Source organism: Actinophytocola xinjiangensis (assembly GCF_001921215.1).
Taxonomy (GTDB): domain Bacteria; phylum Actinomycetota; class Actinomycetes; order Mycobacteriales; family Pseudonocardiaceae; genus Actinophytocola; species Actinophytocola xinjiangensis.
Genome location: NZ_MSIF01000007.1, coordinates 129,300 through 146,879 on the forward strand (window position 1 = coordinate 129,300; position 17,580 = coordinate 146,879).

Below are 17,580 nucleotides of genomic sequence, written 5' to 3' on the forward strand. Positions count from 1 at the left end.
CTGGCTTTCCCGGTCAGGGTACCGCTTCGGCGGACAACCGCCTTGTTGATCAGTGCGCGGGCTCGCGGGCCTCGGTCAGGCTGTAGACGTTGCCGGAGTCGTCGCGGAACGTCGCCTCGATCCCGTAAGGACGGTCGGCCGGCTCGGACAGGAACACCACGCCCCGCTCCGACAGCTCGCGGAACGTCTTGTGGCAGTCGTCGGTGGCCAGCACACCCAGGCCCATCGCGCCCTTGGCGACCAGCGCGCGGATCTGGTCGGAGTTCTCCGGCGAGTGGCCCATCCGGCAGTCGGCCAGGATGAACTCGACCTCCGGCTGGCCGGGCGGGCTGACCGTCAGCCACCGAAAGCCCTTGCCGGCGCCCTTCTCGAAACCGTCGGCCATCACCACGTCGTTGCGCAGCTCGAAGCCGAGCGTGTCGACGTAGAACTCCCTGGCCCGGTCCTGGTCGAGCACGTAGACGCTGTTGTGGGTGAACTTGGTGATCATGTCGGGGTTCCTCCCTCTCGGTGTGACCCCAACCTACGAGCCGGGCGCCCCGGGACGCTTGTCCGCGATTGCTGCGGGCGGCAGCGGCCGTGACCAGGCCATCACGTAACACCCGGGGATCGGCGGCGGTCCGCCCCTGGCGACCGCGCGGCGCCGGTACCCGCTCGGCGAGCAGCCCACCAGCTCGGTGAACCGGCGGGAGAACGAACTGAGGCTGGAGAACCCGACCAGCACACAGATCTCGGTGACCGTGAGGTTCACCGACGCCAACAGGTCCTTCGCGCGCTCCACCCGCCGCCGGCTCAGGTAGCCGCCGGGGGTCTCGCCGAACGCCGCCCGGAACTCCCGCGCGAAGTGGTAGCGGGAGAACCCGGCGGCGCCGGCGAGCGCGTCGAGGTCCAGCGGCTCGGCGTAACGCGCGTCCATCAGGTCGCGCGCCCGCCGCAGGTGGAACTCAGTGGGCGGCGTCATTCCACGAATGTCCGAACCCGACGGAGACGTCCAACGGGACAGCCAGCTCGTAGGCGTCGCCCATTCCCTTGCGCACCAACGACTCCGCCGACTCTCGTTCGCCGTCGGCGACCTCGAGGACCAGTTCGTCGTGGACCTGGAGCAGCATCCTGGTGCGCAGGTCCGAGGCCTTGAGCGCCCGGTCGACGTTGAGCATGGCGACCTTGATGATGTCGGCCGCGCTGCCCTGGATCGGCGCGTTCAACGCCATCCGCTCGGCCATCTCCCGGCGCTGGCGGTTGTCGCTGGTGAGGTCGGGCAGGTAGCGGCGGCGGCCGAAGATCGTCGAGGTGTAGCCGTCCTTACGGGCCTTGTCGACGACCTCGTTGAGGTAGTCGCGCACACCGCCGAACCGGTCGAAGTACTCGTCCATCAGCCCCCGGGCCTCCTCGGTGGAGATCCGCAGCTGCTGGGACAGACCGTAGGCCGACAGGCCGTAGGCCAGCCCGTAGTTCATCGCCTTGATCTTGGCCCGCTGCGCGCCGGTGACCTCCGCCGGCTCCACCCCGAACACCCCCGCGGCGGTCGCGGCGTGGAAGTCGAACCCGGACTGGAACGCCTCGATCAGCGCCTCGTCGCCGGACAGGTGCGCCATGATCCGCATCTCGATCTGGCTGTAGTCGGCGGTCATCAGCTCGGCGAACCCGGCCCCGACGACGAACGTGTCGCGGATCGTGCGGCCCTCGTCGGTGCGGATCGGCACGTTCTGCAGGTTCGGCTCGGTCGAGGACAGCCGGCCGGTGGCGGCGATCGTCTGGCTGTAGGTGGTGTGGATGCGGTCGTCCTCGGACACCGACTTGATCAGGCCCTCGACGGTGATCTTGAGCCGGGTGGCGTCGCGGTGGTCGAGCAGGTGCGCCAGGAACGGGTGCTCGGTCTGCTCGTGCAGCGTCTGCAACGCGTCGGCGTCGGTGGTGTAGCCGGTCTTGGTGCGCTTGGTCTTGGGCATCTCCAACTCGTCGAACAGCACGACCTGGAGCTGCTTGGGCGACCCGAGGTTGATCTCCTTGTTGATCACCGCGAACGCGTCCTGCTCGGCGCTCTTGACCCGCGCCGCGAACCGCGCCTCCAGCGACGCCAGCTGGGCGGTGTCGACCGCGATGCCCACGGCCTCCAACTCGGCCAGCACGTACAGCAGCGGCAGCTCGATCTCGGCCAGCAGCGGCGTGCCGCCGGTCTCGTCCAGGGCGGTGTCCAGCGCGTCGGCCAGCTCCGCGATCGCCCGCGCGCGCACGATCTCGCCCTCGGCGACCTTCGCCGCGTCGCCCTCCTCGCCGTCGAGCAGCGACAGCTGCCGCTCCTCTGGCTGCTGCTCCACCCGCAGCTCCCGCTTCAGGTAGCGCAGCACCAGGTCGTCGAGGGCGAACGACCGCTGACCCGGGCGCACCAGGTAGGCGGCCAGGTGGGTGTCGGTGGCCAGCCCGCGCAGCGTCCAGCCCCGGTGGCGCAGGGCGTGCAGCGCGCGCTTCACGTCGTAGGCGAGCTTCGGGGCGGCCGGGTCGGCCAGCCACGCGGCCAGCGCCCGCTCGTCGGCCTCGTCGAGGGTGGTGACGTCGACGTACACGCCGGTGCCGTCGGCCAGCGCCAGCGCGACCGACCGCAGCTCGACGGCCTCGCCGGCCACCCCGGTCGACACGTCCCGGAACGACAGGCCCACCCGCACCCCGGCGCCGGCGTGCTCGCGCAGCCAGACCGGCAACTGGCCCGGCTCGACGGCGCCGCCGGTGACCTCGAAACCGTGCTCGGCCTCCGGTTCGGCGGTGGCCAGCTCGCCGAAGAGGCGGTCGCGCAGGACCCGGAACTCCAGCTCGTCGAACAGCCGGTGCACCGCGTCGCGGTCCCACTGCCTGACGGCCAGCTCCTCGGGCCGGGTGTTCAGCTCGACGTCGCGGACCAGCTCGGTGAGCTGGCGGTTCATCAGCACGTGGGCCAGGTTCTCGCGCAGCGCGTCGCCGGCCTTGCCCTTGACCTCGTCGACCCGGTCCACCAGGTCGTTGAGGGACCCGAACTGGTTGATCCACTTGGCGACGGTCTTCTCCCCCACACCGGGGATCTTGGGCAGGTTGTCCGACGGGTCGCCGCGCAGCGCCGCGAAGTCGGCGTACTGGCCGGGCTGGACACCGGTCTTGGCGAGCACCGCGGCCGGGTCCATCCTGGCCATCTCCGACACGCCCCGCGACGGGTAGAGCACCGTGACCTGGTCGTTGACCAGCTGGAAGGCGTCGCGGTCGCCGGTACAGATGGCGACGTCGAAACCCTCGGCGGTGGCCTGCGTGGTGAGCGTGGCGATCAGGTCGTCGGCCTCGAAACCCTCCTTGGCCAGCGACGGCACGGCCAACGCGCGCAGCACCTCCTCGATGAGGCTGACCTGGCCCTTGAACTCGTCGGGCGTGGTGGTGCGGTTGGCCTTGTACTCGGCGTACTGCTCGCTGCGGAAGGTCTTGCGGGACACGTCGAAGCAGACCGCGAGATGGGTCGGCTTCTCGTCGCGCAGCAGGTTGATCAGCATGGAGGTGAACCCGTACACCGCGTTGGTGTGCTGGCCCGTGCCGGTGGAGAAGTTCTCCTTGGGTAGCGCGTAGAACGCCCGGTAGGCCATCGAGTGGCCGTCGATGAGGAGCAGGCGCTGCTCATGGCTGGTGGTCGTGGTTCGTGTGTCGGGCGTCTCAGGCACAGGGCGAGTCTAGGGTGGGGCACCGACACTGGTGACGACCACCAGCGGAGGAGACAGAGTGTCGAGTAGCCAACCCAGCCAGTTCCCCCCGAACCTGCCGGGCCTGCGTACGGACCTGTTGGACCAGACGCTGCCCGTGCGGATGGGCATCGAGATCACCGAGTGGGACCCCAAACGGGTGGTCGGCACGATGCCCGTCGCCGGCAACCTCCAGCCCTACGGTCTGCTGCACGGCGGCGCGAACGCCACGCTGGCCGAGACCCTCGGCTCCATCGCCGGGGCGCTCAACGCCGGCGAGGACAACGTGGCGCTGGGCCTGGAGCTGTCCTGTACCCACCACCGGGCCGCCCGCTCCGGACTGGTCACCGGGGTCGCGACACCCCTGCACGTCGGTTCGAGCACCTCCACGTTCGAGATCGTCATCACCGACGACGAGGGCCGCCGGACCTGCACCGCGCGCCTGACCTGCATCGTCCGTCGACGCCCGCCCGGCGCGTGACCGCGCTCGGGGCGATCTTCCGGCCGCAGCTGCCCCCGGAACGCCTGCGGCCGGTGGTCGAGGCCGCCGAGGCCGCCGGCCTGGAGGAGCTGTGGCTGTGGGAGGACTGCTTCTTCGAGGGCGGTGTCACCCAGCTGACCGCCGCCCTGTCGTGGACCTCGCGGCTGCGGGTCGGGATCGGCATCCTGCCGGTGTCGCTGCGCAGCGTCGCGATGACCGCGATGGAAACCGCCACGATCGAGCGCATGTTCCCCGGACGGATGATTCTCGGGTTGGGGCACGGCGCCCAGGACTGGATGGCCCAGGCCGGGGTGCGGCCGGCGTCGCCGATAACCTCGCTGCGTGAGCACCTGACCGCGCTGCGCGGCCTGCTCGCCGGCGAGACCGTCACCACCGACGGCCGGTACGTGACGCTCGACCAGGTCGCGCTCGCCTGGCCGCCGGCCACCGCCCCCCAGCTCTACGTCGGCGCCACCAGGCCGCGGTCGCTGCGGCTGTCCGGTGAACTGGCCGACGGCACCGTCCTGGACGCCGCCCACCCGCCGGCCGCCGTGCGCCGCGCCCGCGCCCTGATCGACGAGGGCCGCGCGCTCGCCGGCCGCGACGACCACCACGAGCTGGTGGTGTTCCTGAACGCGGCGACCGGACCCGACGCCGCGCAACGGCTGCACCGCGAGCTGGTGGCCTGGGGCCTCCAGGACGTGCCCGAGCTCGGCGCCCACGGCGACGCGGCGGCCGTCGCGCGGGGCGTCCAGGCGCTGGTCGAGGCCGGCGCCGACCGGGTGATCCTGCAACACACCGCCGACGAGCCCGACCTGGAGGGATTCGTCCGGTTCACGGCCAACGAGGTACGCCCGCTCGTCCCCTGACCGGTGACAGAATCACCGGATGGTGCGACGAACGCTCGGTGCGGTGACCGCCGCGCTGGTCCTGGCCGGGTGCGGCACCGACCAGGACCAGCCCGCCCCGACAGAACCCTCGGCGACCTACGAGCTCCCGCCGCGCCCCGTCCGCCCCGACGAGGTGGTACTGGCCGGCGAACCGGTCGTCGACGGTGACACGTCGTTCTCGCTGATCGGCCTGAGCACCGGCATGGAACAGCTCATCGGCAGCCACGCCGAGTTCGAGGCGCGCAACGGCCAGTTCGTCCGGATCCGGCTGGTGGTGGTGAACGTCGGCCGCAGCGGGGTGCTGTTCGAGACCGGCCGCCAGCAGCTCGTCCTCACCGACGGCACCACCGCCACCCCCGACCTCACCACCATGATGGTCAAACGCCAGCCCGACACGTTCGACCTCGGCGCCGGCGTGCGCGTCGAGTTCGACCTCTACTACGACGTCGCCGCCGACGCCGAACCCACCGCGCTGCGCGCCTTCGGCGGGCCGACGCTCACCGACATGAAGGACGCCGAGGGCACCGACATCCCGCTTCAGTCCGGGTAGGTGCCGTACCACTGCGCGACCGACACCCGGAACGGGAACGTCTGGCCGGAAATGCCGGTGAGCAGCACCAACCACGACGTGTCACCGATGCGGTAGATCGTCCTGCGCTTCGGCGACGCTGGATGTCGCGGCCGGTAGTTCCGCGCCCACTCCCTGGACAGCTGGTCCGCCTGCTCCGCGGAGGCCGCCGGGATGTTCCGCATGAGGTTCCAGCGCAGGCCCTGGCCCGACCCCGCGTTCTCCTCGATCACCACGTACCACTGCGGCTCGACCGGAACCGACACGTCAGTCCACGTACTCGCCGGTCTCGACGGCCTGCCACGCGCCGGCGCGCTGCTCGTAGACGGTCAGCACGTGGTTGCGGGTGTCGCCGAACTCGTCGAAGGAGACCTTGCCGGTCGCGCCGTCGCCCTGGTACCTGCCGGCGTTGGCCACCAGGTCGTCACGCTTGGAGTCCGACCACTTGTCCTCGCCGACGGTCGTCGCCAGGGCGCCGATGATCGCGTTGGCCGCGTCGTAGGCGAACGCCCCGTACGCACCGAAGCCCTCCTGGTAGCCGGCCTCCTCGTAGGCCTTGGCGAACGCCTGGGCGCTGTCCAGGTCCTCGACCGGGGCGCCGACCGAGGTCGCCAGGTCGCCGTCACGGCCACCGGCCGTCAGATAGGTGTCGTTGAAGATGCCGTCGCCGCCCATGACCGGGATCTTGAGCCCGTTGGCGGCGAGCTGCGCGGACATCGGCGCGGCCTCCGGGTAGTGGCCGCCGATGTACACCGCGTCCGGCTCGAACGGCCGCAGCGCGGCCACGAGCTTGGTGAAATCCTTGGTTCCCGGCTCGATCCGCTGCCGGGTCACGATGGTCGCGCCCTTGTTCTCCGCCTGCTCGACGAAGGTGTTCGCGAGACCCTCGCCGTAGGTCAGTCCGTCGGTGACGACCGCGATCTTCTTCTTGCCCGCGTTCTCCACCAGGTAGTTCGCCGCGAACGGCCCCTGTAACGAGTCGACCGTGCAAGTGCGGAAGTAGGTCCTGAACTGCCGCTTCGGGTTCTCGCGGAAGTCCTCGCCCCTGGTCAGCTGGTCGTTCGTGTTCGCCGGCGAGATCTGTAATATGCCGGCCTTGTCCAGGACCGGAGCGACGCTGGTGGCCACCGACGAGTTCAGTGTGGACACCACGCCCACCAGGTTGGGCGTGGTGGCCAGCATCGTCGCGGCCTGGGCGCCGAGCTTCGGGTTCATCCCGTCGTCCTGCACCTGGGCGGTCAGCTTGTAGCCGTTGACCGTGCAGTCCTCGTTGGCCTGGTCGACCGCGAGCCGGGTGGCGTTCTCGATCCCCCGCCCCTGAGCGACCATCGCGCCGCTCAGGGGGGCGATCACGCCGATCACCAACGTCCCCTTGCCGGTGTCGCACCCGGCCGGCCCACCGCTCTGGTCGTCCCCCTCACCGGAGGTGCAGGAAGCCAACAACAACGCGGCCGCCGCGGCGACGGCCGCGGTTCTCACCGACTGGATACGCAACTGTGGTCCTTCCGAGAGGGTCGTCAGGCGACGCCGAGATCACCACCAAGATATGCCGCACGCACCTGCGGGTCGTGCAGCAGGTCACTGGCGGCGGCCGACCTGACCACAGCACCCGTTTCCAGCACGTAGGCCCGGTGCGCGAGCTGCAACGCCTGGTGGGCGTTCTGCTCGACCAGCAGCACCGTTGTCCCGCGTTCGTTGATCTCCTTGACGATGTCGAAGATCTGGGCGACCAGCATCGGCGCGAGACCCATCGACGGCTCGTCGAGCAGCAGCACCTTCGGGTTGGTCATCAACGCCCGGCCGATGGTCAGCATCTGCTGCTCACCGCCGGACATCGTGCCGCCGAACTGCGACTTGCGCTCGGCCAGCCTCGGGAACATCTCGTAGACGTCGGCGAGGTCCTTGCTGTGGTCCTCCTTGCGCGCGTACGCGCCCATCAGCAGGTTCTCCTCGACGGTCATCCCGGGGAAGATCCCCCGGCCCTCAGGAGCCTGCCCGATGCCCAACTGCGCCCGCTTGTGCGCCGGCACCCGGGAGATGTCCTTGCCCTGGAAGGAGATCCGCCCGGCCGACAGCGGCCGCAGACCGGAGATCGTCTTCAGCGTCGTGGTCTTGCCGGCACCGTTGGCGCCGATGAGGGCGACGATCTCGCCCTCGTCGACCTCCAGGCTGACCCCGCGCAGCGCGGCGACCTTGCCGTAGAAGACATGGATGTCGTTGACCTCAAGAAGCATCGGCTTCGGCTCCCAGGTACGCCTCGATGACCTTCGGGTTCTTCTGCACCTCGCTCGGCGTGCCCATGGCGAGCAACTGGCCGAAGTCGAGCACCGCGACCCGGTCGCTGATGTGCATGACCAGGCCCATGTCGTGCTCGATCAGCAGCACCGTGCGGCCGTCGTCGCGGATGCGCCGGATCAGCTCCTGCAGCGACTGCTTCTCCGCCGGGTTCATGCCGGCGGCCGGCTCGTCGAGCAGCAACAGCTTCGGGTCGGTGCCCAGCGCCCGCGCGATCTCCAGCCGCCGCTGGTCGCCGTAGGGCAGGTTCTTGGCGGTGTCGTGCGCGCGGTGGGAGATGCCCACGAACTCCAGCAGCTCCAGGCCGCGCTCCCGGCCGTGGCGCTGCTCGCGGTAGTGCCACGGCATGCCCAGCACCGCGCCGATCGCGCCGGTGCGGTGGTGGGCGTCGATGCCCACCATCACGTTCTCCAGCGCGGACATGTTGTGGAACAGGCGGATGTTCTGGAAGGTCCTGGCCACACCGGCCTTGGTGACCTTGTACCGCTTCATCCCGTCGATGCGCTGCCCGGCGAACCGGACCTGCCCCGACGTCGGCCGGTACACCCCGGTGACCACGTTGAACGCGGTGGTCTTGCCGGCGCCGTTGGGGCCGATCAGGGCGAAGATCTCGCCCTCCCGGATGGTCAGGTTGACCTGGTTCATGGCGACGACGCCACCGAAGGCCATGACGACGTCGTCCAGCTCCAGCAGGGCCGGCGCCTCGCGATGCGCGCCGCCCTTCTCCTCGGGAGACCCGGTCACTTGGACACCTCCATGTCAGGATCCGACGTCGGCCCGGCGACCTCGGCACCCATCGAGCCCATGCCGCCGGTTCCCTCCGCCAACTCCGCGCGCCGTCGCCGGGAGGGCAGCAGGCCCTCCGGTCGCAGCGCCATCAGCAGCACCAGGACCGCGCCGAAGAACAGGATCCGGTAGTCCTGGACCTCGCGGAACCGCTCCGGGAGCCACGCGATCAGGAACGCGCCGACCATGACGCCGGGCAGGTTGCCCGACCCACCGAGCACCACGGCGACCAGGATCGTCGCCGAGAGGATGAACGGGAAGCTGTTGGGGGCGACGAAGTTGGCCTGCCCCGCCCAGACCGTGCCGGCCAGACCGCCGATGATCGCGCCGACGGCGAAGGCCAGCAGCTTGAACTTGAACGTCGGCACGCCCATCAGCTCGGCGGCGTCCTCGTCCTCCCGGATCGCCGCCCAGGAGCGGCCGACCCGGCTGATCTCCAGCCGGCGGGAGAAGATGATCGCCAGCACGATCGTGGCGACCATCAGGTAGTAGTAGGGCGCCGGGTCGAACAGGAACTTCTGGCCGAACATGTCCGGCGGGTGCGGGACGTTGGTGATGCCGCGCGCGCCGCCGATCTCGTCGGTGTTGTTCGCGGTGATCCGGACGATCTCACCGAAGCCGAGCGTCACGATCGCCAGGTAGTCGCCGCGCAGCCGCAGTGTCGGCGCGCCGAGGATCACGCCGGACACGGCGGTGATCGCCACCCCGATGACCAGCGTCGCCCAGAAGTTCCAGCCGTACTCGGTGCCGAAGTAGGCCAGCGAGTACGCGCCGATGGCGTAGAAGGCCACGAACCCCAGGTCGAGCAGGCCGGCCATGCCGACGACCACGTTGAGCCCGATCGCCATCAGCATGTAGACGCCGATGGGGAAGAACAGGACGGTGGTCCAGTCGTTGTCCGGCGACATGAACGCGCCGATCCAGGGAGCCGGCAGGATCAGCGCGCCGACGATCAGCGCGACGTAGACGCCCCAGCGCTGCCACTGCGGCGCGCCGGCCCACCAGTCACGCATGCGGTCCATGCTGCCGCTGAGCGGGTTCGACGAGCGCTTCACGCCGTTCCCGTTCCCGTTGCCGGTCGCGGTGCCGTTGTCGTTGTTGGTCACGTCGTTGCCCTTCATGCCCGCGCCCGCTGGAGGGACTCGCCCAGGATTCCGGTCGGCCGGAACATCAGCACGATCACCAGGACGACGAACGCCGTGACGTCCTTCCACTCCGAGCCCAGGAAGATGGCGCCCCAGTTCTCGATCAGGCCCAGGGCGAACCCGCCGACCAGCGCCCCTCGGATGTTGCCGATGCCGCCGAGCACGGCGGCGGTGAAGGCCTTGACGCCGAGGATGAAGCCCACGTTGAAGATCAGGTTCTCGTACTCGAACGCGTAGAGCATGCCGGCGACGCCGGCCATCGCACCGCCGAGCAGGAAGGTCAACCGCACGACGTTGTCGATGTTGACACCCATCAGCACGGCGGCCTCGGGGTCCTGGGCGGTGGCGCGGATACCCCGGCCCATCCGGCTGCGGTTCACCACCTGGTCCAGCACGATCATCATGGCCAGCGCGGCGACGATGACGATCACGTGGTCGGTGCGGATGTTCGCGTTCCCGATGCTGAACAGCACGTCACGGTCGGCGATCCGCGGAACCGGGACGGTGTTGCGACCGGGGGTGTCGAAGACCTCGGGGATGACGATCAGCGCGAACAGTTCCTGGAGGAACAGCGACGCGCCGATCGCCGAGATGAGCGCCGCCAGCCGGCTGGCGCCCTTCTTGCGCAGCGGCTTGTAGGCCACCTGTTCGAGGACGACCGCGGCGCCGCCGGCCGCGGCCATCGACACGATCATCATCAGCAACAGCATGCCGACCAGCGCTATCCCGGTCAGCGGCGCCGAGATGCCCATCGTGATCAGCACGAACAACGACGCGAAGGCGCCGATCATGAAGATTTCGGAGTGTGCGAAGTTGATCAATCGCAGGACGCCGTACACCATGGTGTATCCGAGCGCGATTAACGCGTAGATCGCGCCGGCCGCCAGTCCACCCACTGTGCTGGGGAGGAACTGGCTACTCAAGTCATCGAGCATCTGCACTGCCTTGCCGGGTCGGGTGGGGTCGCCACTGGTCACCACAGGACGAGAGCGAGGGCGCCGCGTGCGACGCCCTCGCTCCCAGCGTCTGTTCCTATGTTGCTGAGCTGGGTCCAGCTACTTGAGAGTGGCCTCAGCGGAGGTGCCCAGGAGCGTAACGGTCCCGTCAACCACCTCGTAGATGAAGATGTCGTTGGCCTCGGGCTCGCCGTTCTCCTTGAACTTGATCGGCTTGGAGACGCCCTCGAACTCAACCGTCGAGAGGAACTCGTTGATCTTGTCGGAGGTGGTGTTGCCCGCCTCGACCGCCTTGATGAACGCCGTGGCGGCGTCGTAACCCTCGGTCGCGTAGATGGCCGGGTCGTTGCCGGTGGCCTTCTTGAAGTTGTCGTAGAAGGTCTTCAGCGCACCCTCGACGTCGGCGCTCGGGATGTTGCACGGGCAGCCGAGGATCGCGCCCTCGGCGGCCGGCGCACCGGCGGCGGTGACCAGCTGGGCGTCCAGCGAGCCGTCACCGGAGACGAACGGCGTCTTCACGTTGGCGTCGCGCAGCTGCTTGAGCAGCCGGCCGCCCTGGGCGTAGTAGCCGCCGAAGAAGATGACGTCGGCGTTGGAGGAGCGGATCTTCTCCACAGAGGACGAGTAGTCCGAGGCGGTCTGGGCGAACTTGTCCGTCTCGGTCGGCACGCCGCCCTCGTCGAAGGACGCCTTGACCGACTCGGCCAGGCCGACGCTGTACTCCTGGTCGTCGCTGATGATGAAGGCCTTCTTCGGCGAGAAGGCCTTGGTCAGGAACTCGGCGATGCCGGGGCCCTGGTCGTTGTCGTTGGCGACGACGCGGTGCCAGAACTTCCAGCCGTTCTCGGCCAGGCCGGGGTTGGTCGCCGAGGCGGAGATGCTCGGGATGCCGGCCTCGTCCAGCTGGGCGCCGACGGCCTTGGACTCACCGGAGAAGGCGGGACCGATCAGCGCGGTGATCTTGTCCTGGCCGACGGCCTGCGCGACGAGCGCGGTGGCCTGCTCGGGCTTGCCCTGGGTGTCGTACTCCTTGAGTTCGATCTTGACGTCCGGGTCGCCGGCGTTGTACTCGTCGATGGCCATCTTCGCGCCGTCACGCGGCGGGATGACGATCGCGGAGTTCTCACCGGTCAGGTCGCCCATGAAGCCGATGGTGACGGTGCTGGCGCCATCGCCGCCGCCGTCGCCGCCGTTGCCGTCGTCACCTGAGCCGGCACATGCCGAAAGTGTGAGAGTGAGCGCCATGCCGGCGGCAAGAAGGCCAGCTCGGCGGTCGATCTTCGGGCCCAACGTGTCGTCCTTTCATAGTGCCGTGGCACACGCACGGCTCAGCTTGGCCGAGAAGGCTACCCGACGTCACCGCGTGCCCCACGATCAGCGGTGCCACAGTGGTTCAGCCCTGCTCGGTGGCACGGGATGGGCCGGAACGTAGTAAGTAACCCTGGGTGAGTCACGTGCAAAGGGACCTCGTGACCAGACTGCAACGAAACTGAACGAATAGTGCGGCGCACGTTCGCTGACCGGACGAACCCCCGCAAATCGGGAACCCCATTCCAACTTCACAACAGGACGCCACCCGGGTCCGGTCCACTCCTAACCTTCAGGCGTGTCGAAACGATCGCGCACGCTGGCGTGGCTCGCCGGCGTGGCGCTGCTCGTGGGTGCGGTGATCATGCTGCGCGACCCCGAGCCGGCTCCCGACGGGCCAGCCGAACCCCCGCCCATCCAGCGGTTCAACGCCGACCTCGTGGTGTTGCCGGGGCCGGGGTCGCCGCCGGAGCAGCCGTCCACGCTCACCGTCGACCCCGACCACACCCGGCTGCGGGTGAGCTGGGCGGACGGGCTCGTCGGCGGGGAGCGGCCCCAGGGCGTGGTGGGCTACGAGATCACCTGGGACCGGGTCGACGGCGAGGGGCGGGCCGGGAGCCGACTGGTCGTCGCCCCCGACGTCCTGCTGGACGGTCTGGTGGACGGGGAGCGCTACCGGATCCAGGTGCGGTCGGTGGACGCGTTCGGCCAGCGCTCCCAGCCCACCGAGACCACCGGCCTGCCCGAGCCCGACACCCGCCCACGCCCCCTTGGCCTCACCGAAATTTACGACAACTTCACCCAGGAGCTCACGCAACGTTGGCACCTGTCAGACCATCGGGGGTGCGCGACAGCCCGGCCGGGCGAACGAGGGCTGGAGATCACTCTGAGTTGCGGCTCGGATGTGGCGGTGCTGCGGGCGCGGGTGCCGCTGCGACTGGGCGACGGGGAGGAACTGGGCCGGGTGGCGGTGCGGACCGACGCCGCCGGCCCCGGCGGGGAGCTGACCATCGACCTGGTGCCCGGCCGCCCCGACCGGGTCGGCGTCGGGACGCGGCGCGCCGGGTCCGAAGGTGGCCTCCCGGGCACCGGGATCCGGGTCAGTGTCGGCGACGCCGGCGTCGAGATCGGCGTCGGGCCGGAGCTGCCGGCCGGGGCGCCGACGGTTCGCCACCAGCCGGTGCCCCGGCGCGGGCCCGGGGTGGGGCACCTGTTCGAGGTCGCGCTGACGACGGGCGGGGTGCGCGTCTACCAGGACGGCCTGGCCGTCGCCACGCGTGAGGTCCGGCCGCCGTGGCCGGAGGCGGCGGTGCTGGTGGGGGTGCGCGGGCCGGAGGACCGGCCGTCGGTGGTGCACGTGTCCGGTGTCGGGATGAGCGGGCCGCGTCAGCAGCCACCGGACGTGGTGGAGGCGCCGGTGGCGCTGGGCACCAGCCGGGTGCTCGCCCTCGACGAGCCGGCCCCCGACCGGTCGCTGCTGCGCGAGCCCCTGGTCAGGGCGCGGTCCGCCAAGGTGGTGTTGACCCTGGCCACCAGCCCGCGGCTGGACCTGTCCCGGGCCCGGATCCAGCTGGGGGCGGCCCACGTACCGGCCCGGTCGACCGTGCCCCGGCCGCCGACCGTGACCGGCGCGTCCCTCACCCTGGTCGCCGACATCCCACAGTCACTGTTGGGCGCCCACGGCCCGGCCACGATCCACCCGTTCGTCCTGCGAATCCCCGGCGGCGACGCGACCACGGCGGTCGTCGAGACCTACCTGGAGATCGTCCCCGCGCCGGGCTGGACCGCACCGCGGTTGTCCCAGCCCCCGCCGCTGTCCCCGACCGATGCGCTTCCCACCGTTGAGCTGTCCCTGGGGGACGCCGCCGGCAGGCCGTTACCGAGCCGAACCCTGCCGCCCTCGGGCCAGGTGGTCCTGACGGTGACGTCCCAGGCGGCCACCTCCCAGTGGGACACCGGCGCGGTGGCCGGCGTGCGGGGTGTGGAGGTGTACCTGGACGGCCGCCTGATCGCCGCCTTCCCCACCGACGCCGACGGCCTCGGAGTGGGCGGGACGTATGCGCTGCCCATCGCGGTCAACGGTCTGGCCGTCGGCGATCACGTGCTGGAGGCGCGCCAGTACGGCCGCACCGGCAACCCGGCGACAGCGAAGTTGAGGTTCGACGTCAGGTGATGTTCTCCACCACGGCCTGGGCGACGGCCTTCATCGTCGCGCGCCGGTCCATGGCCGTCCGCTGGATCCACCGGAAGGCCTCGGGCTCGGAAAGCCCCTGCTTGGTCATCAGGAGGCCCTTGGCCCGCTCGATGAGCTTGCGGGTCTCCATCCGCTCGGTGAGCGTGGCGACCTCGGTCTCCAGCGCCTGCAACTCCGCGAACCGCGACACCGCCAACTCGATCGCCGGCACAAGATCATGCTTGGCGAACGGCTTCACCAGGTAGGCCATCGCCCCGGCCTCCCGCGCCCGCTCGACCAGATCCCGCTGACTGAACGCGGTCAGAATGACCACCGGAGCGATCCGCTCCCCCGCGATGGCCGCCGCCGCGTCGATGCCGTCCATCTTCGGCATCTTGACATCGAGAATGACCAGGTCAGGCCGCAACTCGGTAGCCATGGCGACGGCCTGCTCCCCATCGGCCGCCTCCCCCGCGACGTGATACCCCTCTTCCTTGAGCATCTCCACGAGGTCGAGCCGAATCAGCGCCTCATCCTCCGCGACGAGAACACTGCGCTGCACGGCCGGGCCGGTCTGGGCCTCGGCAGCCTGCTCGGTCACCGGGGTCCTCCTTCGGTTTCGCAACGCTGTGCCACCAGCCTACCGGCGCTTTCACCCCGCACCCCCACCGCAGAGACAGCGATCACCACAACGTAACGAGCCGGCAACATGCACCGTGACCCAGCTCATGCCCACCCTTGCCGGAGCCCTCGTCAGGGGCCCCGCGGTGATCCCGTAAAGTCGTCCACCGCCGCCCCCGTAGCCCAACCGGCAGAGGCAACGGATTCAAAACCCGTCCAGTGTGCGTTCGAATCGCACCGGGGGCACCTCCCGAACCTGCCTTGACCAGGCTATCTACCTGCGAGAACGCGCCCGTAGGTGATCTTGGAACGTCCGGCGATGAGGAGCCAGTCGAATCCGGGTGTTCGCCCCCAGTTCCGAGGCCTACAACAGAGCCAGGCCCGCTGGCCACTGTTCCACTGCAGCCGCCACCTGACCACCTCCGTTCCGACCTTGGGTAGCGGTATCGAGGGACTGTCCCTGTTCTCGTCGCAGTGCCGTTGATCTCCGCGGGCCGAACTCGCCCACCACAACTGACCCGGGACCTGAGGCCAGGCCCGAGCAACAGCCAAGCGCCGATATCTCGAGCGGCCATACTCCTGGGGTGGTGAGCTGGTGGTGGGCATGAAAGGGTTGCGCGCGTGACGGCGACCAGGCATCGAGCAGGAGTGGTCGGCGTCGGCTACGAGGGTCGGGACGCTGAGCAGTTCGTGCACGAGTTGCTCACCGCCGGGGTGGGCGTCGTGGTCGACGTCCGGCTGACACCGATCTCACGCAAGCGCGGGTTCAGCAAGCGAGCACTGGCCGAGAACCTTGAGGCGGCAGGAATCCGATACGAGCACCTGCGAGCCTTGGGCAATCCGAAGGACAATCGCGCCGGGTTCGCGGGTGAAGACGACGAGCGGCGGGCCGCTCTGGACCGATACTCCGCGTTGCTCGCGGACGCGGACGCGGTCGCCGCGTTGGATCGTGTCGCCGAGTTGGCGGTCAGCGATCGGGTTGCGGTGTTGTGCTTCGAAGCACACGACCACCGCTGTCATCGCCAGCTCGTTCTATCCCATGTAGATGAACAGCTGAGCGTGATTGGCACGACTAGCGCTTCGGGTAGTACACGCCGAGCACACTGAACGTCTGCTGCCGTTTCGCCTGGTTGCCGACGTAGAACGCCACGTAGTTGTCGCTTGAGCAGATGTCGAGGTACTTCGTCTTCAACGCAGCGGCCACATCGGCGGGCCCACCTGGGATGTGGCGTTGCAGCGCGACAAACTCCCAGTCAAGGATGCCTTGACGGTGTGTCCGGCACGCCGGTTCGTGGCAGCGGTAGCGGTACCAGCCTTTGAACCGAGGCGCGTCCAGCGGTGTCCGGTCAGTGCCGAACATGTCGATCTGCCTGACATACGCGTCAATCTTCGCCTGCTCGTCGACCGTCCAGCCAGGATGCGGCTCGATGTCGACACCCAGGACCTCCTTGGGCCGTATCAAGGCCAGAGACTTCGCAGGAGGATTGTCCCGGACAGCCTGCAGGACTCCGCACATCGAATCCTCGATGTAGGGCTCGACAATCGTCCGCCTTCGTGTCCAGGGTCGTAGCCAATCCTCCTTCTCCAGGCTGTCTACCGCCGGTCGCCAGCTCTCGATACGAGGATCAACACGAGCCGGGCGTGCGTTGATCGAGACGATGTCATATTTGGCGAACTGCACCCCGGCGTCGAGATCGCGAAAGCTGATCGGATACAGGCGCACCCATCCTGGTGCGTCGAGATCCATGCGAAGTCCCGCGACACAGACCGTCTCGCCGTAGGCCGCGGATGGATTCGGCGCGGCTTTCACCGTGATGAGAACCCGCATCCGAACTGGTAAATCATGCGACTGCTTGGCATCCGGTGCCTGTTCCGGCCCGAACAGTGACGCCTGGCTCATCCCCACCTCCTCACGTTCCTGAACTATCGAGTTTGTGACGTACTCACTGATAAGTCCAGATCGTCATGAGCGATAGAATGGAGATCCACCCGTTCAGCGGATCCGCGATCACCGCAACCAGCGGCCGCGCGGCGTAGCGGCCGACACCGCGGAAGGTGGCGGAGGCGAAGCCGCGTTCCCGTTTCGGGAGCGACGTAGCCGAATCCGGGGTGGCTGGTCGAGACTCCCTTGCGGTGTCCGAGGTCCCCGGGGTTCAGGTAGGTCAGCGTGGTGCCGTCCGGCCTGGTGACAGTGTCGTCGTTGATGACGGTGACCATGCGGCGTTGGTCGGGTTTCCCGGACCTGACTTCGCGCTGATAGTGGATGTCGTCGTTGACAGGGGTACGGGGTGGGTTCTCGAGCAGAGATCGTTTGCCCGGCCACCTACCTGTCTGCCTCGGTGAGAGGTTCATCGAGTTAGCGGGGCTCCCGAATGCGAGGTACCGGCGCTGGTCAAGGTCCAGATCACCAAGTCCGACCGAACCGCAACGAGATCAACTCACAACCGGCCGGTGATCTACGCCGGTGACCGGCCCAACCGCAACAATCGTGTCACCACCACCCGCAGTTCCGGCTGAAGATCCACCGCCATCGACTCGGACGCACCCGTCGAACACTCGCGACACGGTCCGCGACCACCGCGCGGTGCCAACCCGGCCACCAGGCCGAGCCACTCACGCGAGACGATCGAAGGATCACGACCAAACCGGACGGCGATGTCCTTGT

Annotated in this window: 17 protein-coding genes and 1 tRNA gene; 6 read left to right on the forward strand and 12 right to left on the reverse strand. The window is 69.0% G+C overall.

Translation table 11 applies throughout. The annotated features are described in order from the left end of the window. Positions 1 to 49: 49 nt before the first annotated feature. Genes BLA60_RS16820 through polA form a run of 3 tightly spaced genes read right to left on the reverse strand, consistent with a single transcriptional unit; the run spans position 50 to position 3,674 of the window. Positions 50 to 490, reverse strand: coding sequence for a VOC family protein (locus BLA60_RS16820; protein ID WP_075133838.1), 441 nt, complete (start codon positions 488 to 490; stop codon positions 50 to 52). Positions 491 to 523: 33 nt separating this feature from the next. Continuing rightward, complete coding sequence (locus BLA60_RS16825) at positions 524 to 961, reverse strand: helix-turn-helix domain-containing protein (protein WP_075133839.1); 438 nt, start codon at positions 959 to 961, stop codon at positions 524 to 526. After that, entirely contained in the window at positions 945 to 3,674 is a 2,730-nt protein-coding gene (gene polA, locus BLA60_RS16830; RefSeq protein ID WP_075133840.1) for a DNA polymerase I, read from the reverse strand. The genes BLA60_RS16825 and polA overlap by 17 nt, the downstream gene beginning before the upstream one ends. A 115-nt stretch (positions 3,675 to 3,789) precedes the next feature. Here polA and BLA60_RS16835 point away from each other — a divergent pair, with 115 nt between their 5' ends. The 3 genes from BLA60_RS16835 to BLA60_RS16845 are packed head-to-tail and all read left to right on the forward strand — an operon-like array spanning position 3,790 to position 5,613. Then, entirely contained in the window at positions 3,790 to 4,173 is a 384-nt protein-coding gene (locus BLA60_RS16835) for a PaaI family thioesterase (protein ID WP_425427066.1), read from the forward strand. Further along, entirely contained in the window at positions 4,170 to 5,042 is an 873-nt protein-coding gene (locus BLA60_RS16840) for an LLM class flavin-dependent oxidoreductase (protein ID WP_075133841.1), read from the forward strand. Before BLA60_RS16835 ends, BLA60_RS16840 begins: the two co-directional genes overlap by 4 nt. A gap of 19 nt (positions 5,043 to 5,061) precedes the next feature. Continuing rightward, positions 5,062 to 5,613, forward strand: coding sequence for a DUF4352 domain-containing protein (locus tag BLA60_RS16845; RefSeq protein ID WP_075133842.1), 552 nt, complete (start codon positions 5,062 to 5,064; stop codon positions 5,611 to 5,613). On the opposite strand, the gene BLA60_RS16850 is transcribed toward BLA60_RS16845, so the two are convergent. From BLA60_RS16850 to BLA60_RS16880, 7 genes are all read right to left on the reverse strand, one after another. Next, positions 5,601 to 5,897, reverse strand: a complete 297-nt coding sequence (locus BLA60_RS16850) for a hypothetical protein (protein ID WP_075133843.1) — start codon at positions 5,895 to 5,897, stop codon at positions 5,601 to 5,603. The two genes, BLA60_RS16845 and BLA60_RS16850, sit on opposite strands and share 13 nt — an antisense overlap. Before the next feature lies 1 nt (position 5,898). Next, complete coding sequence (locus BLA60_RS16855; protein WP_075133844.1) at positions 5,899 to 7,110, reverse strand: branched-chain amino acid ABC transporter substrate-binding protein; 1,212 nt, start codon at positions 7,108 to 7,110, stop codon at positions 5,899 to 5,901. A gap of 38 nt (positions 7,111 to 7,148) precedes the next feature. Continuing rightward, positions 7,149 to 7,865 (reverse strand): ABC transporter ATP-binding protein, encoded by a 717-nt coding sequence (locus BLA60_RS16860; RefSeq protein ID WP_075133845.1) that lies wholly within the window; start codon positions 7,863 to 7,865, stop codon positions 7,149 to 7,151. Further along, on the reverse strand, positions 7,855 to 8,595 hold the full coding sequence (locus tag BLA60_RS16865; protein WP_075134009.1) for an ABC transporter ATP-binding protein: 741 nt from the start codon (positions 8,593 to 8,595) through the stop codon (positions 7,855 to 7,857). The genes BLA60_RS16860 and BLA60_RS16865 overlap by 11 nt, the downstream gene beginning before the upstream one ends. A gap of 71 nt (positions 8,596 to 8,666) precedes the next feature. Next, positions 8,667 to 9,833: a branched-chain amino acid ABC transporter permease gene (locus BLA60_RS16870; protein ID WP_075133846.1), complete on the reverse strand. Its 1,167-nt coding sequence runs from the start codon at positions 9,831 to 9,833 to the stop codon at positions 8,667 to 8,669. Then, entirely contained in the window at positions 9,830 to 10,792 is a 963-nt protein-coding gene (locus tag BLA60_RS16875; RefSeq protein ID WP_075134010.1) for a branched-chain amino acid ABC transporter permease, read from the reverse strand. The genes BLA60_RS16870 and BLA60_RS16875 overlap by 4 nt, the downstream gene beginning before the upstream one ends. Before the next feature lie 120 nt (positions 10,793 to 10,912). Next, entirely contained in the window at positions 10,913 to 12,058 is a 1,146-nt protein-coding gene (locus tag BLA60_RS16880) for a branched-chain amino acid ABC transporter substrate-binding protein (protein ID WP_075133847.1), read from the reverse strand. A 361-nt stretch (positions 12,059 to 12,419) separates the two neighbouring features. On the opposite strand from BLA60_RS16880, the gene BLA60_RS16885 reads away from it, so the two are divergent. Beyond that, positions 12,420 to 14,294: a fibronectin type III domain-containing protein gene (locus tag BLA60_RS16885; protein WP_154814407.1), complete on the forward strand. Its 1,875-nt coding sequence runs from the start codon at positions 12,420 to 12,422 to the stop codon at positions 14,292 to 14,294. Here the strand turns inward: BLA60_RS16885 and BLA60_RS16890 are convergent. Beyond that, positions 14,287 to 14,895 (reverse strand): ANTAR domain-containing response regulator, encoded by a 609-nt coding sequence (locus tag BLA60_RS16890; protein WP_075133849.1) that lies wholly within the window; start codon positions 14,893 to 14,895, stop codon positions 14,287 to 14,289. The two genes, BLA60_RS16885 and BLA60_RS16890, sit on opposite strands and share 8 nt — an antisense overlap. 192 nt (positions 14,896 to 15,087) lie before the next feature. Here BLA60_RS16890 and BLA60_RS16895 point away from each other — a divergent pair. Then, positions 15,088 to 15,161, forward strand: a tRNA-Leu gene (locus BLA60_RS16895). Positions 15,162 to 15,638: 477 nt separating this feature from the next. After that, positions 15,639 to 16,022: a DUF488 domain-containing protein gene (locus BLA60_RS16900; protein ID WP_245812032.1), complete on the forward strand. Its 384-nt coding sequence runs from the start codon at positions 15,639 to 15,641 to the stop codon at positions 16,020 to 16,022. Here BLA60_RS16900 and BLA60_RS16905 read toward each other — a convergent pair. Beyond that, positions 15,988 to 16,815 carry a hypothetical protein gene (locus BLA60_RS16905; protein ID WP_075133851.1) on the reverse strand — a complete coding sequence of 276 codons (828 nt, stop codon included), beginning with the start codon at positions 16,813 to 16,815 and terminating at the stop codon, positions 15,988 to 15,990. The genes BLA60_RS16900 and BLA60_RS16905 overlap by 35 nt on opposite strands. Between the last annotated feature and the right edge of the window lie 765 nt (positions 16,816 to 17,580).